Origin of the sequence: Neolewinella aquimaris (genome assembly GCF_014197245.1) — a bacterium.
GTDB lineage: Bacteria > Bacteroidota > Bacteroidia > Chitinophagales > Saprospiraceae > Neolewinella > Neolewinella aquimaris.
Genome location: NZ_JACIFF010000009.1, coordinates 127,309 through 143,357 on the forward strand (window position 1 = coordinate 127,309; position 16,049 = coordinate 143,357).

Genomic DNA, 16,049 nt, shown 5'->3' on the forward strand with positions numbered 1-16,049 from the left:
ATTTAACTTCATTCCACCCACAGTAGACTGGAAATCACTACAGCGGTCCAACGGGGGTACCCCGTCCAACCGGTACCACCCGTCCAACCGGTGCACCCCGTCCAACCGCTATACCCCCACACCCCGTCCACCAGTTGAAACCACCGACGGGGTCACCCCGTCCGACGGCTTAAGCGGTCGGACCGCTACCCAAACCACCACGGCTCATTCACCGCCGGCTGCACCAACCGATCCCCCAACCCGTGCTTGCCCATCAGCTTGGTCGCCCACAGGATCGGCTCGGCCGGCGGCTCGTTGCTCAGGTCGTAGGTGCCGTGGTGCATGGGCCACCAGTACTGCGCCTGAAGATCGCGGTAACCGGTAAAGGCCTCGGCCGGATTGGCGTGCACCTCCCGCATCACGTACTCCGGCATGTAGGCGCCGATCCCGAGCATGGCCAGGTCGATGCCGGGAAACATCTGACCGATCTCCTCCCAGTATGGGGTATACCCGCTGTCGCCGCCGAAGTAGATTTTCCTGGCACCCGCGCCCCCGCCGCCGGTCTCGATCATAAAACTTCCCCACAGCACCCGATTGAAATCGCGCAAGCCCCGCCGGCACCAGTGCCGACTTGGCAGAAAGTGAATGTCGACCCCCGTTCCCGCCAAATCGTAGCGCTGAAACCAGGCCGCCTCCTCAATGACGGTATCGCCGACCCAGCCGCCGATCACGCTGGACATCCGCAGCGGACACAAGATTTTGCGGATGTCGTTGTTTTTGGTGATGGCCCGGATGCAGCGCTCGTCCACGTGGTCGCGGTGATCGTGACTCAGCAGCAGGTAGTCCACGCCCCGCAGCTGTTCGTAATCGAAGGGGGGAAAAACACGCCGCGGTGCCATCCGAATGTCCCGCAGCTGGGGATCGGTCAGGTACCGCAGCCCGTTGAGTTGCATGAGGTAGCAGGCGTGACCGAGCCAGACGATCCAGTCGCGGTTCCGGTCGGCGAGGTATTCGACGTCCTCACTCACCCGCGGCGTCCACTGATCGGCCTTCTTTTCCGTGCGCTGCGGATTGGGCATCACCAGCATCCGCATGAGCCGGCTGTACTTCGGCCGGAACGGCTGGCGGAGGTACTGAAATTCCTTTCCGATAATAGGATTGCCCCGCCACTGACCGGCCTGGGAAGGGTGAACGGGGAGGGTTGGATTAAGCAGGTATTCCATCGTTGCCATAGGGCGGGGACGCGGGTGCAGGGTAGTTCGGTAAATGCAAAGAAACTAGGTGGCGATAAGTTGACCACCCCAGCTCGCGATTTTACCGGACCGTCCGATCGCAAAGGCTCACCGCCCCCGAAACGGCCCTAAGCACCACTAAGTGAAATAAGGCCTACGTGATGTGAATTTCTGCGATTACCCCCCGCTACCGGCGCCGCTATATTTGGATTCAATCCGAAACGGCAGCCTGGGATGGAAATCCCCCACCTGCTCACCGCGGGCCACCGTGTAGACCACAGTCACCGCTTAATGTCGATCAAACCCATGCGAACGTACCCGATCATTTGTCTATATCTACTCGTTGCCACACCGCTCTTCCTACAGGCTCAGGACGTCACGATTGCGGTGAAGAACGACCTCGAACGCAACCGCACCGACGGCGCGATCACCATCGCAGCCGGTACACTGCTGGAGCATACGGGGGGTACGGCCGACACTCCCCTCCGCTTTACCACCGACGGAAAGGACGTAACCTTCCAGGCACTGGACGATACCCGCGACGGCCACACCGACCGCTACGTACTCCTACTCGACCTGGCTGCCGGAGAACAGCGGCAAGTCACCGTCCGCCCCCTGCGCGAGGGAGAGGCGGCACCCTCCTTTCCCAAACGAACCCAGGCCGAGCTGTCGCATAAGGTCGGTGGCCGGTGGCAGGACCGGGAGTACCTCGACGGCACCTTTACCAACGTAGACTCCCTGTCCGTACCGCCCGAACACACGGATCACTCCTGGTACCTCCGCTACGAGGGCCCGGGCTGGGAATCGGACCTGGTGGGCTACCGCTTTTACCTCGACTGGCGCAACGCCACCGATGTATTCGGGAAAAAAACCACCGCCATGGTGCTGCAGGACGTCGGACAGGATGGCTTCGATTCCTACCACGAAGCCTCCGATTGGGGTATGGATGTACTGAAAGTAGGCAAAGCCCTCGGCGTAGGCTCGCTGGCCACCTGGCACGAAGGACGGGCCTTGCGCGTAGAAGAAACCGATTCCGTTTCGGCAACCATCGTAGCCAACGGCCCGGTAGAAAGCCGGATCCGCACCCGCTATCACGGCTGGAAGGTGGGCGACCGGACAACCGACGTAGTTTCAGAACTTTCGATCCTGGCCGGTAGCCGGCTCACCCGGCACGACGTACACCTCAGCGAACCCCTCGACAACCTGGCCACCGGCATCGTAAAGCTGGAGGAGGGTGAGCTAATCGCGGGTCAGTCCGGCGAATGGTCCTACCTGGCTACCTGGGGACCCCAGAGCCTGGCCGGCGACCTCCTGGGCCTGGCCGTTATCTACCACACCGCTGCGGAACAAGAGGTGACCGCGGACGAGCACAGCCACGTAGTGGTCCTACGTCCGGATAATCAACGACTGACGTACTACTTCCTCGCCACCTGGGAGCAAGACACCCAGCCGATACGCACCCGCGAAGCCTTTGTCGCCTACCTCGAAGTGCAGCTGTCCCGGCTCAATCACCCCCTCACCGTCACCTTCCCCGCCCGCTAATTCGATCACCGTCCTGCGCAATTTCATTCCTATGACGTTACACAAACCCACCACCGCACTCCCCTTCCTCCTTGCGCTAGTCCTGCTCCTTACCGCGGGGACGACCGGCTTGGCTACCACTTCCATACAGCAGGAACGAGATTCGGTCCCCACCGACCGGCCCTGGTCGGAACGAATGGCCCTCAGCATCATACAGCGCGCTCCCGAAGCCTGGATGAACGACTTTCAGGATAGCCCCCGGTGGAATTATACCCTCGGACTGGTCCTGCAATCCGTCGTAGAGGTCGGACTACAGCACGAAGACCCCCGCTTCCTCGCCTACGCCCGCTCCTACGGCGACACCATGATCGCGGCCGACGGCAGCATCCGCGACTACGACATCACCAAGTTCAACATCGACCACGTCGCCCCCGGGCCTTTGCTACTGCAGCTTTACGCAGCCACCGGCGAAGAAAAGTACCGTACCGCCGCAGAAACCCTGATGCGCCAACTTGACTGGCAACCCCGCACCACCGAGGGAGGCTACTGGCACAAACTGCGCTACCCCTGGCAAATCTGGCTGGACGGCTTCTTCATGGGCGAACCCTTCCAGGCCGAATACGCCAAGCAGTTCGACCGCCCGGAGGCCTTCGACCACATCGCCGACCAATTCATTTTGGCGGAAGCGAAGATGCGGGACCCCGAGACCGGATTGCTCTACCACGGCTGGGACGAAAGCCGGCTGCAACGTTGGTCCGACCCCCAAACCGGCACCTCCCCGCACTTCTGGGGCCGCGCCATCGGCTGGTACGTAATGGGCCTGGTGGACGTGCTGGATTTCCTACCCCAGGATCACCCCCGGCGCGCTGAGCTCATTGCCATCCTCGACCGTACCCTCGTAGCAGTACTGGCGGTGCGGGATGCTGAGACCCACACCTGGTGGCAGGTGATCGATCTGCCCGAACGGGAGGGCAATTATCTGGAGTCTACCGCCTCCTGCATGTTCGTCTACGCCATGATCAAGGGCGCAAATGAGGGGTACCTCGACGAAAAATACCGGCAAACGGCCCGGGAGAGCTACGAAGGCATCCTCAACACCTTCATCCGCGTAGACCCCAATGGTGAAGTACACCTCACCGACGGCTGCTCGGTTGCCGGACTGGGCGGAGACCCCTACCGCGACGGATCCTTTGAGTACTACATCAGCGAACCGGTCCGCGACAACGACCCAAAGGGCATCGGTCCGTTCATGCGCGCCAGCCTCGAGTTTGAACGGGAGAATAGATCATCGAAACGCTAAAGTATTCCTACCCCATCCACCCCGAAGTTGTTTTCTGCACCGCTTCCGTGAAAACGTGCATAGTGTATTTAGGGGGTTCTGCGGCCCTTTTCCCCTTCCTTTGTAAGCGTAGTTTTCAGGGCTCCTCCGGGAAGACCCGCCGTAAAAATCCCGCCGCATATTCCAGGGTGGGTACGAACCACGGGTGCAATAGCCAGAATGCGTGCGGTGAATCCGCCAGGGTATGCACTTCGCTATAGATTTTACTTTGATCGAGTATTTTAATCAGCTCCTGCCGCCCGGCGTGAAACCGGGGGTGGGAGCTATTTACGAACAGGAAGGGCGGCGTCGTTTTTCCCGCATATTCGAGGGGGGATGCCTCCCGCCACAGGGCGTAGGTCCTGGTAAATTCCCCCAGCCAGGCATTGGCCGAACGGCCCGTCCACTCCGGTTTCGCCTCCGGGTGAATAAAAGAGACAATGCCGTCGATGTTTAAAACCGCCTGCACGTCGGCCGAATATTCACTCCACGGACCGATCGTATCGTACAGCAGCGGACCGTTCGTCACCCCCAGCAACGAAGCCAGATGCCCACCCGCCGAGCAGCCGTATGCGGCAATGCGGTTGGTATCGATCCCGTACTCCTCCGCGTGGGCCCGCATCCACTTTACGGCCTGTTTTAGGTCCTGCACGCCGGCCGGATAGCGTGCCTCGGCACTCAGGCGGTACTCCGGCGTCACGGTCACGTAGCCCCTCCCCGCTAATTGTTGTGCCATGGAGGTCAGGTTTTCCTTGGAGCCGGTCGTCCATCCCCCGCCGTGGATCATGAGTATGCCCGGGCGGAGGGTATCTTCCGGCTTGCGGTATACGTCGAGGTGGAGGTCCCGGTCGTTCCCCACGGTGAAGTACACCAGGTTGGTATCCGCAACTACGCCATCCGGCATCCAGGGGTAGACCGGCTGCACCTCCGGATAGCTTTTCCGGATCTTTTCGTAGGAGGAATGGATGGAATAGCTGGTATCCCGCGGGTGGTAACCAGGCTGCGCCAGGAGTCCGGAGCATAGCAACAGGAGAAGGAACGGCAGCGCTTTCATACCTGATTTGCTTGCTTTTACGGAAGGATACGGGACCCGCGCACCCGCCCAATTACGCAACAACTTTTGGCGGGGACGCAGGTGCAACGGAAGTTACAACGTGCGGAGCCAATTGGTAAAGCGTTCCACCCAGTCGTCGGGCGTCGTTGTGTTGTACATGCCGAATCCGTGGCCGCCGGCGGCGTAAAGGTGCATCTCGACGGGCACCCCGTGATCGAGGCAGCTGCGGTAGTAGGCCAGGCTGTTTTCTACGGGTACGGCCCGGTCGTCGGCCGCGTGGACCAGAAAAGCGGGCGGGCTATCCGAAGTCACCCGGCGCTCGGCGGAAAAGCGCAGAATGTCCGATTCCGTGGCGTTTTCCCCGACCAAGTTGTTGCGGGAACCCAGGTGGGTGATCGAATCGTCGAAACTGATTACGGGGTAAAGCAGGGCAACAAAATCCGGGCGTACGGAGGTCGTGTCCGTCTCACCGGCGTCGGCCACGCGATCGAATTGGGTCGCCGCCGTTGCCGCCAGGTGACCGCCGGCAGAGAAGCCCATAATACCGATCTGGCGGGGGTCGATCCCGTATTCCCGGGCCTTCTTGCGGACCGTGCGGATGGCCTGCTGGGCGTCCATCAGGGGGGCGAGGGATTTGTCGACGTTGGTCGCGTCCTGCGGGATGCGGTACTTAAGGACGAAGGCCGTAATGCTGTCCTGATTCAACCGCTCGGCTACCCAGCTGCCCTCCTTTTCGAAGGCCAGAACGCCGTAGCCGCCCCCCGGACAGATGACGACCGCCTTGCCGTTGGGGTGCTCGGGCAGGTAGGCCGTCAGTTCGGGAACCGCCACCTTAGCGATGATGCGGCCGCCCACCTCCCGCTCTTCCGTGGTTTCGGGATCGGCTACGTTGCGGGCGTTCGGAATCTCACCGGGGTACAGCGGACTGGTCAGTTGTGCGGACATAAGGCTGGACATTCCCAGAGCGAGGGAGCAAAGAAGTATTCGGAGCATGGGCCTAAGATATATTACTGTGGGCAACCGCCGCCGGCATCCCCTGACGCTCGATCAGGGCAAGGTAGTTCGCCAGCATCCGGTGGAGGCCGTCGTACCCGGATAGGTCCCGGCCCCAGGCGCGCTCCCAGCCGAGCACCCTACGGGCAAGCGTTTCCATGCTGCCGTCGTGCTCGGTCCAGGACGACTGCAAAAACTCGATGGCCCACGCGTCGTCCCTGAGTGGAATATCACCGTCCTGATGGTCCCCCCGGTAAAACCGGATGAGGGCGGCCAGCGTAAGCACCAGCCGGGGTGGCCACTCGCCACGCTGCTCGTGGTACGCCAGGATGGTCGGTAGGACCCGCTCCCGGAACTTGCTCACGGAGTTGAGGGAAATGCTCAGCAGTTGGTGGTGGATGAAGGGATTGCGGAAACGGTCGAGTACATCGCGGGCGAATTGCTGCAGGTCGACGCCGGGCAGGTCGAGGGTGGGTAGGATCTCCTCGAAGACCGCCCCGCGTACGTAGGCACCCGTGAGCTTGTCCTCCAGCGTCTCCCGCACCGTTTCCCGACCGCAGAGAAAGCCGACCGGCACCATCGTGGTGTGGGCGCCATTCAGCACACTCACTTTGCTGCGGCGGTAGGGGGTCAGGTCATCGGTGTAGACGATATTCAGGCCGAGCCGATCGAGGGGTAATTCTTTTCGGACCGCCGCCGGTGCCTCGATGGCCAGCAGGTGGTAGGGCTCTCCCTGGGTGATGGCCGCGTCGTTGTAGCCTACCGCTTCCTCGGCTGCCGTCGTTTCCTCTTTGCCCACGCCGGGTACGATACGGTCGACCAGGGTATTGCAGAATACACAGCTTTCCGTTACCCACCGGCCGAATCCCTCCGGCAGGCCCCAGTGACGGGCGTAGTCCAGCACCTTATCGCGCAGGACGGTGCCGTTATCGACGATCAATTCCATGGGCAGTATAACGCAAGCCCGTTCTTCCGCCCCGTCGAAGTGTTCGTAGCGGCGGTGCAACCAGCGGGTGAGCTTGGCGGGAAATTCAGCCGGGGGAGCATCATCCACCTTATCGTCCGGAGAGAAGCGGATGCCGGCTTCGGTCGTGTTGGAAATCACGTAGCGCATGGTGGGATTTTCCGCCGTCTGGAGGAAGGTGCCCCAGTCGCGATCCAGGCCGAGGACGCGGCTGATATTGGTGATCAGGTCGTGGCGGTCGACGAGCTCGCCGTCCTTGATGCCCTTGGTCAGGACATGGTATAGCCCGTCCTGCTCCCGCCACTTGCGGTAGATCTCACGGTCGGAGTTATTTGCAACTACGACGCCCAGCTGCTGCTCGTTTTGCCGGTTGTAGACTTCGATGATCCAGTCGGCAAAGCCGCGCAGGAAGTTGCCGCCGCCGAATTGTAATACGCGTTCGGTGGGTGCGGGAGAGACGTTGGCAGTTTGTCGGTTGAGAGATGTCATACGTTGGGGTGGGTGAGTCAAAAGGTGGCGGTTAGAGGGAGACGCCCCGCTTCCAGGGAATAAAGTCGTCCTGCCCCAGTTTTTCGGCCCGGGTGAGGCGTCGGCCGCTGGCGATTTGAATAAGCAGTTCGAGCAGTTCTTCCCCCTTACTCTGAATGGTATCCTCTCCCGAAATGACGGTGCCGGCGTTGATGTCGATGATGTCGGACATCCGTTCGGCCAGTTTCGTATTGCTCGCCATTTTGACGGTGGGCGCGATGGGGTTGCCGGTGGGCGTGCCGAGTCCGGTAGTGAAGACAATGAGGTTGGCTCCGGATCCGGCCAGGCCGGTCGTGCTTTCAACGTCGTTGCCGGGGGTGCAGAGCAGGTTGAGTCCGGGCGTTACGGCGGGTTCGGTGTAGTCGAGTACGTCGACTACGGGAGAGGTCCCTCCCTTCTTGGCGGCACCGGCCGACTTCATGGCGTCGGTAATGAGCCCGTCCCGGATGTTGCCCGGCGAGGGGTTCATGGAGAAGGCCGAACCTACTTCCTCCGCCCGTTTAGAGTAGCTGCGCATGAGGCGGGCAAACTTTTCGGCGCCGGCATCGGTCACGCAGCGATTGACCAGCTCCTGCTCTACCCCGTTGAGTTCGGGAAATTCGGACAGAATCGCTTTCCCCCCCAGCGTAACGAGCAGATCGGAGGTATAGCCCAGGGCTGGGTTGGCGGAGATGCCGGAAAAGCCATCGGAGCCGCCGCACTCCAGTCCCAGCGTCAGGTGACTCAGTGCGGCGGGCTCGCGGACACATTGATCGGCCTGCATCAGTCCAGCGAAGGTCGCCTTCACCGCTTCCGCAATGAAGTCGCGTTCGGAGGTGCTGTCCTGCTGCTCCAGGATGTAGAGGGGTTTGCTGAAGTTGGGGCTGATGCGATCGAGGGCCTCCTGCAGAAACCCGGCCTGCGCGTTCTGACAACCCAGGCTGAGGACGGTCCCGCCCGCCACGTTCGGATTGCTGAGGTAGCCGGCCAGTAGGCGACAGAGGCTCTCGGAGTCCCGTCGAATGCCCCCGCAACCGCCCTGGTGGGTCAGGAACTTGATGCCGTCGACGTTGGGAAACACCCGGTTGCGTTGGAGCTGGTCGCCCGAGCGGAGAATGTCGGTCTGCATGATCTCCTCCGTCGTCGAACCGCTGCGGTACTGTTGAATGAGGGAGTCGACGTCGACGCTAAAGGCCTTGTCGGTAACGTAACCGAGCTTTTCCAGCATGGCCGATTTGATCACTTCGATGTTGCGGTTCTCACAGAAGACCAGTGGGATGACCAGCCAGTAGTTGCGGGTACCCACCCGCCCGTCGGCCCGGTGATACCCGTCGAAGGTGCGGCCGGTGAAGGCGGAAACGTCGGGGGCGTCCCACTGATTTCGCCGCTCCCCTACTGAGTATTCGCTGGAGGCGTGCACCACGTTTTCGGTGCTGATGCGCGTCCCCCGCGGCACGGGCTGTAGGGTCTTGCCGACCGTGACGCCGTACATGGTGATGATCTCTCCGGCCCCGAAGTCGCGCTCGGCAAATTTATGCTTCGTCGCGACGTCCTCGAGGAAGACGATCGGTTCGGGACTGGCCTCGATCACCTCGCCGGCCCGAAAGTCGCGCAGGGCGACGATGACGTTGTCTAGGGGGTGAATTTTCAGGACCTCTGCCATGGTGTACGCTTCTTGGTGAATTCCAGCCGTCTGGGTTGTGGATAAAGGTAATTGGTCGGGAAGGAATGGCTTCTGCCGGATTCGGACGTTCGGCACCGGCTGATTCGGGTTAAGATCACGCTTATCGCTAGCGTATACAACGATCCGGACCGTGCTTCGCTCCCGGTTGCGGGATAGTGGAGAGTGATCACTAGAACCATGCAGTGCAGATAAATGGTAATTTGATCAAGGATCGGAGCTTATTCGGCGAGCGCATTCCTAACCAGATAGTGTCGTAAGGGAAGGCGCACTTCCCGTATGCCGTCCGCCACCAGTCTGGCCATCTCGCGGCCACCCTTCGGTGAAAAATGGGTATCGTCCTCTACGCCGTCCGGATAGTTCTCGTTGGCCCCCGGACTCAGCCACAGGTACAGTTCGCGTGACGCGGGATCCCCGTAGGTAGCAACCAGGTTACGGCTCTTTTCGGTCATGTCGATGAGGGGCGTAGCGGTGGCACTGGCCGCGCGGCTGACGGCGGCGGGGTATCCGCCGTGGGTGCGTTGCAAAACTCCATCGGGATTAAATTTCCTGCGGACGACCGGCGTGAGCAGCACCGGCTGTCCGCCCCGCTCCCGTACCTCTTTCACGAAAGCGATCAGGTTGGTTTCGAATTCTTCCGGTGTGCTGTAGCTACTGGATGCGGTCTTGCTGTCGTTGTGTCCGAACTGGATGAATACGTAATCACCCGCCGCAATTCCGTCCAGGACGGTTTGCCAGCGGCCTTCGGCGCGGAATGACTTGGTGCTCCGCCCGTTCTGGGCGTGGTTTTCGATCGTCGGTCCGTCCAGGAATTCGGACAGCATCTCTCCCCATCCGGTTTCGGGGCGGCGGTCGGCCCGCTTCTCGGCCATGGTGGAATCGCCGACCAGGAATACGGTGGGTGCTCCGTCCGGCGGTCGGTGACAAGCGGAGAGTAGGAGGGAAGCCAGCACGATCGTGATTATTCGCGGCCTCATTTAGCTACCTTTTCTTCATTGATGTACACCTCCCGCAGTACGAGCTCATCGACGTATTCAATCTTGTTGCCGTCCTCCACTCCATCGAAGCGGCAGTTGTCGAGCCGTACGCCGGTGATGGGATGATCGGGGCTGTACCCTTCGAGCAGGAGACCATACTGACTCTTTTCCGCGGTCACGTTTTCGATGAAGATGTTGCGGACCGTAGGAACAAACACTTGGCTCGTATCGGAAAAAATGGAGTAGCGCATATTGATTCTCACAACCGCTTCCTTTACCTCACCGACGGTGATGTTGCGGAAGTAAAGGTTTTCGATGGTACCCCCACGGACCTTGTTGGTCTTGACCCGGATTGCGCGGTCGAGATTCGGGCTGTCCATCACGCAGTTTTCGGCGTAGATGTTCCGGGCACCCCCGCTTACCTCGCTACCGATGACCACCCCGCCGTGGCCGTCCTTCATCTCACAATCCTGAATTACCACGTTCTCGATGGGACGTTTGCTGTTGCGGCCGTCCTGGTTGCGGCCCGACTTAAGGGCAATGCAGTCGTCGCCGGTATCGAAGTAGCACTCCTTGATCAGGACGTTCTTACAACTTTCGGGGTCGCAGCCGTCGCTGTTGGGGCCGTGGCTGATTACGCGCACATTCTGGATGGTAATGTTCTCGCTCAGCGTAGGATGCAACACCCACATGGGAGAATTGCGGATGGTGACCCCCTCGATCAGGATGTTTTTACACTTGTAAGGCTGTACAAAATTTGGGCGTAGGTAGCTAATGCCCGCAAAACGCCTTTCCTCCAGCGGTACTTCGCGGGTGTTCCATTCAAAGAGTCGGGGCCGGCTGCTCTCGTCGGCCTGACTGGGCATTCCCTCCCGCCAGCCGTAGCGGTCGGATCCGGACCAGGGCCACCAGTTGTCGTTGCTGGCCTGGCCGTCGAGGGTACCGGTGCCGGTGATGGCGATGTTTTCGGCTTCGTAGGCGTAGATCAGCGGACTGTAATTGTAGGTCTCGACCCCCTCCCAGCGCGTGTGCACGGCGGGCAGGTAATCCTCGGGGACGGTACTAAATTTCACGGTAGCTCCATCAGAAACGTGAAAGTCGACGTTGCTCTGCAAATGAATGGGCCCCTTCACGAACCACTCACCCGCCGGGACGAGGACCCGACCGCCGCCGGCCGCGGAACAGCTGTCAATCGCCCTACGGATCGCGGGAAGTACATCCGTTCTCCCGTCCGCTACCGCGCCGGAGGCGGCGATATTAAAGGTGCGGTCCGGAAACTCGGGGGGTTGAATGTCCTCTAGGATCTGCTCCATTCCCGCCCAGGGGTCGGCTACCGTGGCGGTTCCCTCCCCTCCCGTTGCCGGAGCGGATTGGCAATGAAGTAACAGCAGCAGGGCGGCAAGGCCGCACGAAAATTTAGTCATGGTACACGATCGTCTGTAGCGAAAAATAAAGCGGGCTAACCGGACAAAGCGCCACTTGCCGGCATACCCCAAATATAGCCGGGAAGCGGCCGGATGTGCCCAGCACCGATCATCATTCGTGTAGCCCAAATTCACATGGCGTGCTACGCTTCCTGCTGTTGCTGTACGTACTGGCTGGGGGTGATGTTAAACTCCTTCTTGAAGGTACGGCTGAATGAATTCGGCAGATCAAACCCCACCCGGTAGGCCACTTCGGCGATGGTGAGGCTGTTCTGGGCCAGGAGCTCCTTGGCCTTTTTCATGCGGTAAGACTTGAGCAGATCAATGGGCTTTTTGCCGGTGAGCTGCTTCACCTTGCGGATGAAGTGCATGTGGCTCAGGTGCATCGCCTTGCACATGGCCTTGACGTTGAAGTCGGATTCGGAGACGTTCTCCTGCAGCAGCCCAACCAGCCGACTCATGAATTCCTCGTCCGGGGAGGGTACCACTTCCGACTCCGGGGTAAGCTGAAAATCCAGGTTAAACTTCTCCCGCAACCGGCGGCGTTGCTCCAGCAGGTTCTCGATGCGGAGCAGCAGCAGTTCCGGGTTGAACGGCTTCGTAATGTAGTCGTCCGCCCCCCGCGAATACCCGGAGGCTTTGTTCTCATCAAGCACCCTGGCGGTCAGTAGGACGACGGGAATGTGGCTGGTCGCGAGATTGTCCTTCAGTTGGTGACACAGCGTGACGCCGTCCATCTCCCCCATCATCACGTCGCTGACCACCAAGTCGATGGACTGCTGGCGGGCCAGCTGCAGCCCCTCCTTTCCGTTTACGGCGGTCACCACCCGGTATTTGTCCTGTAACAGCTGCGCCAGGAACTGAAGCATGTCCGGATTATCCTCCACGACGAGTACCGTCCGCGCCTGATCGTCGACCTCTGCCGCCGCATCCTCCCCCTCCCGTTCCGATTCCTGGTAACCGCTGAGCAGCATGGCGGTTTCCTGGCGGATGGCCGACAGGCTCGGCCCACCGGATGGCTCCGACGAGTGATCGACGGGACGACCCGGAACGAAGGGTAGGTAGACCGTAAAGCGGGATCCCTGACCCGGAGTGCTACTGACCCGAATGTCGCCCTGCATGAGGTAGATGAGATCCTTCGTGTAACTGAGGCCAATGCCGGTACCCGACTCCGTAGACGCCCCGCTGGGCGAGGTAAAGTACTTGTCGAAAATGAGCGCGATCTTATCCTCACTAATGCCGCTCCCGGTGTCTTCCACCTGAATCTCAACGTACTTGTCGTAAAACCCACTTAGTCCGACCGCCTCAGCCGTAACGGTCGTCAGACTTACCCGAATACTGCCGCCCGGCGGGGTGTGGCGGAAGGCATTGGACAACAGATTGGCCAGAATCTTTTCCACCTTATCGACATCGAGGGCAACGAAGGTGTCCTCGCCGTGATGGCTGTATTCAAGAAAAATATCCCGCTGCAGGGCAAGGTCTTCGAAGAGTTCGGTGATGCTGCCGAGGTACTCGGCGAGCTTGACGTCGCTGAGCTTGATCTCCAGCGCACTCTGTTCGATGCGGCGAATCTCGAGCAGTTGGTCGATCAGTGCCAGAAGGCGTCTGGCGTTTCGCTGTACGATCACCTGCAACTGCTGGCGGCGTGAAGGCGATAAGCGATCCTGTTCCCGCACGAGTTGGTCGATCGGCCCCAGGATCAGGGTCAGCGGCGTTCGCAACTCGTGCGAAATGTTGGTGAAGAAGCCCAACTTGGCTTTAGAAAGGTTTTCGAGTTGCCCCACCAGCCCCTCGAGCTGATCGCGCTGCTGGCGAATCTCCTCATTGCGGTCCTGCAGGGAGACGTTGACGGTTTCCAGTTTGGCGTTCTTGCGGTGCACCCGGTACTCGTAAAGGCCGAAGGTGAGCAGAAACAGCAACATCAGGCCCAGGAACCACGCTTGCTTCCAGACCGGGGCCAGCACCTCGAAGTTTACCACGGCCGGGGTCGGATCTACGTTAAAATCGAGGTCCCGGGTCTTCACCTCAATGCGGTGCGGTCCGTGGCCCAGATCGGTGAAGGCAAATTCTTCGGCGGGAGAGAAGGGCATCCAGTCGCCCCCGTCCAACCGGTAGGAATACGTAAGGTGCTCTTTCCTGGTCTTCCCGAAGTAGTCCTTTCCCGACCAGGAAACGATGCCGTTTCCATCCGCCGGTACTCGCTCCGTATAGAAGGCAATGGACGTCTCCGGCGGGGTCCGGGAGGGCCGGTAACGGGTCGAATAAAAATCGTACTGGTCGCTGCTCAGGCGGCTACCGTTCAGTGCCTGTCGCTTCCAGTTGCGCGATACGTGGTCGATCCAGATGTACTCGTCGGTGTGGCGGATGGTTCCCCCCTCGAAGTCGACGTCGAGTTGCTCCGGAAAGAAGTTGCGCGTCCAGGAAGATCCGTCGAAGGCACACGTTCCGTTTTCGGTAGCGACCAGGGTAATGGAGTCGGACAGGGCATCGATGCTGATGATGGTGTTGCCCGTAAGGCCGTCGGCGGTGGTGTAGTTGGACCAGGTCGTTCCGTCATACACGAACAGACCGTAGTAGCGGGAACCCACCAGTAGCCGGTCCGGGGTGCTGTGCAGGCAATTGACGTACTGGCGTAGCCGTTCGTCCGCGGCGGGTTCCCATCGTTCGCCGTCGTAGAAGAGCAACCTGCTTCCCCCGATCCAGATGCGGCCATCGGGCGATTCCCCGATACCGTACACGTTCGCCTGCGTCAACCCGTTCGTCCCAGTGGGATGCTGGATCCAGTTCAGCTCGTCATCCAGCGGATCGGGCAGCTGCAACAATCCGCTGGTAAACCCATCCTGCGGCCGTGCGTCCACGCTGCCCCCGAACCACAGGGTACCGTCGCTGGCCTCGAACATGGCGCGGTAATCGATGCCCCAGGACAGGGTCGGGTGGCGGTGCATTTCCCACCGGCCGTCGCGCCAGCGTGCCGTAGCAGCCCGGCCCCGGTGCGATCCCGCCGCCCAAATCTGTCCGTGAGTCGTGTGCAGCAGCCCGACGGGAGTATCCATGAGGCCGTCGGCGCTTCCGTAGGCCGTCCACCGGTCGCCGATCCTCCGCACCACCCGATTATCGTGTGCGACGAACCACTCCTCACCGGCACCATCGGCAAACTGAAAGCTGAGCCCCGCATAGGTAAGCCAGCGGTCGTAGGACAGATCGAGCAGGAGCAACTTAGACTTATAGCCGGCCAGCCACAGCTGACCGCGGCCGTTGCGCTGCAGGATGACCCGGTTGGCCGGAATGGGATACTGAGGAGCCTTGTACATCTCCCAGTTGCCGCCGGGGAAGTAGGCAAAGAGCTTGGCGATGGTGCTCACCCAGATGATGCCGTCGTCCGATTGCACGATGTCCGTCATGTACTCATCGCCCCCGAAGCGACGATTCAGGTATATGGTCTCCCACTCCTTGCCATCGTACACCAGGATCCCCCGGTCGGAGCTCGAATTGATGACCCAGATCCTCCCGTCGGCTGCCTCCAGCAATCGCTGTTCTTCACCAATCATTAGATCGGGACCGCTCTCCGTCACCGTAAAGTCGCTCAGGCCGTCCGCCCGCACGGAGGACCAGCGGAACCGTAACAGTTTGCCTACCTCCAATTCTGTAGAAACGGCAAACCAAACGTTTCCCTTACTATCCTCCAACGCATCGGAACCGTCGCGAAAGTCACCGGCTTCACTGAGTACCGCGGCCGGAAGCGCGATCCAGCGTGCCCCGGGAAAGGAAGCCCGCAGCGCTTCTATCCGGGATGCGGAGGTAAAAAAGGTCAGCCCGCCGTCGAGTTGTAGGTGAATAAATCCCTGGGTGGAACTGGCCACTACGCTGCCGTCCCCCATTTCACTGAGGGAGAGGAAGGAGAACTCGTCGGAAGTGGCTAGCAGCGTCTCCCACCGGGTACCGTCGTAGCGATATATGCCCCGTTGACTGGCCGCGTAGACCGATCCGGCGCGGGTCACCAGCAACTGATCTACGGGAGCTTCGGTCGGGCTACCCGCTTCGCGGTGGATCGTCCACCCGTAGCCGTCGTACTCCATCACCCCCTCGCTGCCCCCCACGAACACCCTCCGGTCGGGAGTCTCCACGATGCAGCGAACGCCGGCACCGTCCAGCTCGGGAAATTGCCGCCAGCGCCACGCTTCCGAAAGCGGATTTACGGTTTGGGGAAAATATGGATCGGCGGCGTTCAGCAAATTCCCCGAGAGGCCGATCAGTGCAAGGAGCAGTATTCCCAACAGCTTGCTTTTCTGCCAACTTTCACCGCACCTGCGTCCCCGCCGCTCTCCCATGACGGTGAGCGAAGCGACGGAAAATCCGCACGGAGAATAACGTTGGTGCATGTTCGATCGAATGAAGCCCG

The 16,049-nt window shown here is 60.6% G+C and carries 10 protein-coding genes; 2 read left to right on the plus strand and 8 right to left on the minus strand.

Translation table 11 applies throughout. The annotated features are described in order from the left end of the window. Positions 1 to 185: 185 nt before the first annotated feature. Positions 186 to 1,202, minus strand: coding sequence for an MBL fold metallo-hydrolase (locus GGR28_RS16340; RefSeq protein ID WP_183496894.1), 1,017 nt, complete (start codon positions 1,200 to 1,202; stop codon positions 186 to 188). Positions 1,203 to 1,445: 243 nt separating this feature from the next. Here GGR28_RS16340 and GGR28_RS16345 point away from each other — a divergent pair, with 243 nt between their 5' ends. Next, positions 1,446 to 2,753 carry a DUF4861 domain-containing protein gene (locus GGR28_RS16345; RefSeq protein WP_183496895.1) on the plus strand — a complete coding sequence of 436 codons (1,308 nt, stop codon included), beginning with the start codon at positions 1,446 to 1,448 and terminating at the stop codon, positions 2,751 to 2,753. A 31-nt stretch (positions 2,754 to 2,784) separates the two neighbouring features. After that, entirely contained in the window at positions 2,785 to 4,032 is a 1,248-nt protein-coding gene (locus GGR28_RS16350; protein WP_183496896.1) for a glycoside hydrolase family 88/105 protein, read from the plus strand. A 115-nt stretch (positions 4,033 to 4,147) separates the two neighbouring features. On the opposite strand, the gene GGR28_RS16355 is transcribed toward GGR28_RS16350, so the two are convergent. From GGR28_RS16355 to GGR28_RS16385, 7 genes are all read right to left on the minus strand, one after another. Continuing rightward, a complete protein-coding gene (locus GGR28_RS16355; RefSeq protein ID WP_183496897.1) occupies positions 4,148 to 5,104 on the minus strand; it encodes an alpha/beta hydrolase in 957 nt (318 codons plus the stop codon). A 93-nt stretch (positions 5,105 to 5,197) separates the two neighbouring features. After that, positions 5,198 to 6,097 carry an alpha/beta hydrolase gene (locus tag GGR28_RS16360; protein WP_183496898.1) on the minus strand — a complete coding sequence of 300 codons (900 nt, stop codon included), beginning with the start codon at positions 6,095 to 6,097 and terminating at the stop codon, positions 5,198 to 5,200. A gap of 4 nt (positions 6,098 to 6,101) precedes the next feature. Continuing rightward, positions 6,102 to 7,550 (minus strand): tagaturonate reductase, encoded by a 1,449-nt coding sequence (locus tag GGR28_RS16365; protein ID WP_183496899.1) that lies wholly within the window; start codon positions 7,548 to 7,550, stop codon positions 6,102 to 6,104. A 31-nt stretch (positions 7,551 to 7,581) separates the two neighbouring features. Then, positions 7,582 to 9,231: a UxaA family hydrolase gene (locus tag GGR28_RS16370; protein WP_183496900.1), complete on the minus strand. Its 1,650-nt coding sequence runs from the start codon at positions 9,229 to 9,231 to the stop codon at positions 7,582 to 7,584. Positions 9,232 to 9,470: 239 nt separating this feature from the next. Beyond that, positions 9,471 to 10,226, minus strand: coding sequence for a rhamnogalacturonan acetylesterase (locus tag GGR28_RS16375; protein ID WP_183496901.1), 756 nt, complete (start codon positions 10,224 to 10,226; stop codon positions 9,471 to 9,473). Continuing rightward, complete coding sequence (locus tag GGR28_RS16380) at positions 10,223 to 11,650, minus strand: glycoside hydrolase family 28 protein (protein WP_183496902.1); 1,428 nt, start codon at positions 11,648 to 11,650, stop codon at positions 10,223 to 10,225. Before GGR28_RS16380 ends, GGR28_RS16375 begins: the two co-directional genes overlap by 4 nt. 143 nt (positions 11,651 to 11,793) lie before the next feature. Continuing rightward, positions 11,794 to 16,029, minus strand: a complete 4,236-nt coding sequence (locus GGR28_RS16385) for a hybrid sensor histidine kinase/response regulator transcription factor (RefSeq protein WP_183496903.1) — start codon at positions 16,027 to 16,029, stop codon at positions 11,794 to 11,796. Positions 16,030 to 16,049: the final 20 nt, after the last annotated feature.

Coding starts and splice junctions, on each gene's coding strand:
- GGR28_RS16370 (WP_183496900.1), bottom strand. CDS start 9,231: ATGGCAGAGGTCCTGAAAATTCACCCCCTAGACAACGTCATCGTCGCC.
- GGR28_RS16365 (WP_183496899.1), bottom strand. CDS start 7,550: ATGACATCTCTCAACCGACAAACTGCCAACGTCTCTCCCGCACCCACC.
- GGR28_RS16360 (WP_183496898.1), bottom strand. CDS start 6,097: ATGCTCCGAATACTTCTTTGCTCCCTCGCTCTGGGAATGTCCAGCCTT.
- GGR28_RS16340 (WP_183496894.1), bottom strand. CDS start 1,202: ATGGAATACCTGCTTAATCCAACCCTCCCCGTTCACCCTTCCCAGGCC.
- GGR28_RS16375 (WP_183496901.1), bottom strand. CDS start 10,226: ATGAGGCCGCGAATAATCACGATCGTGCTGGCTTCCCTCCTACTCTCC.
- GGR28_RS16385 (WP_183496903.1), bottom strand. CDS start 16,029: ATGCACCAACGTTATTCTCCGTGCGGATTTTCCGTCGCTTCGCTCACC.
- GGR28_RS16350 (WP_183496896.1), top strand. CDS start 2,785: ATGACGTTACACAAACCCACCACCGCACTCCCCTTCCTCCTTGCGCTA.
- GGR28_RS16380 (WP_183496902.1), bottom strand. CDS start 11,650: ATGACTAAATTTTCGTGCGGCCTTGCCGCCCTGCTGCTGTTACTTCAT.
- GGR28_RS16355 (WP_183496897.1), bottom strand. CDS start 5,104: ATGAAAGCGCTGCCGTTCCTTCTCCTGTTGCTATGCTCCGGACTCCTG.
- GGR28_RS16345 (WP_183496895.1), top strand. CDS start 1,446: ATGGAAATCCCCCACCTGCTCACCGCGGGCCACCGTGTAGACCACAGT.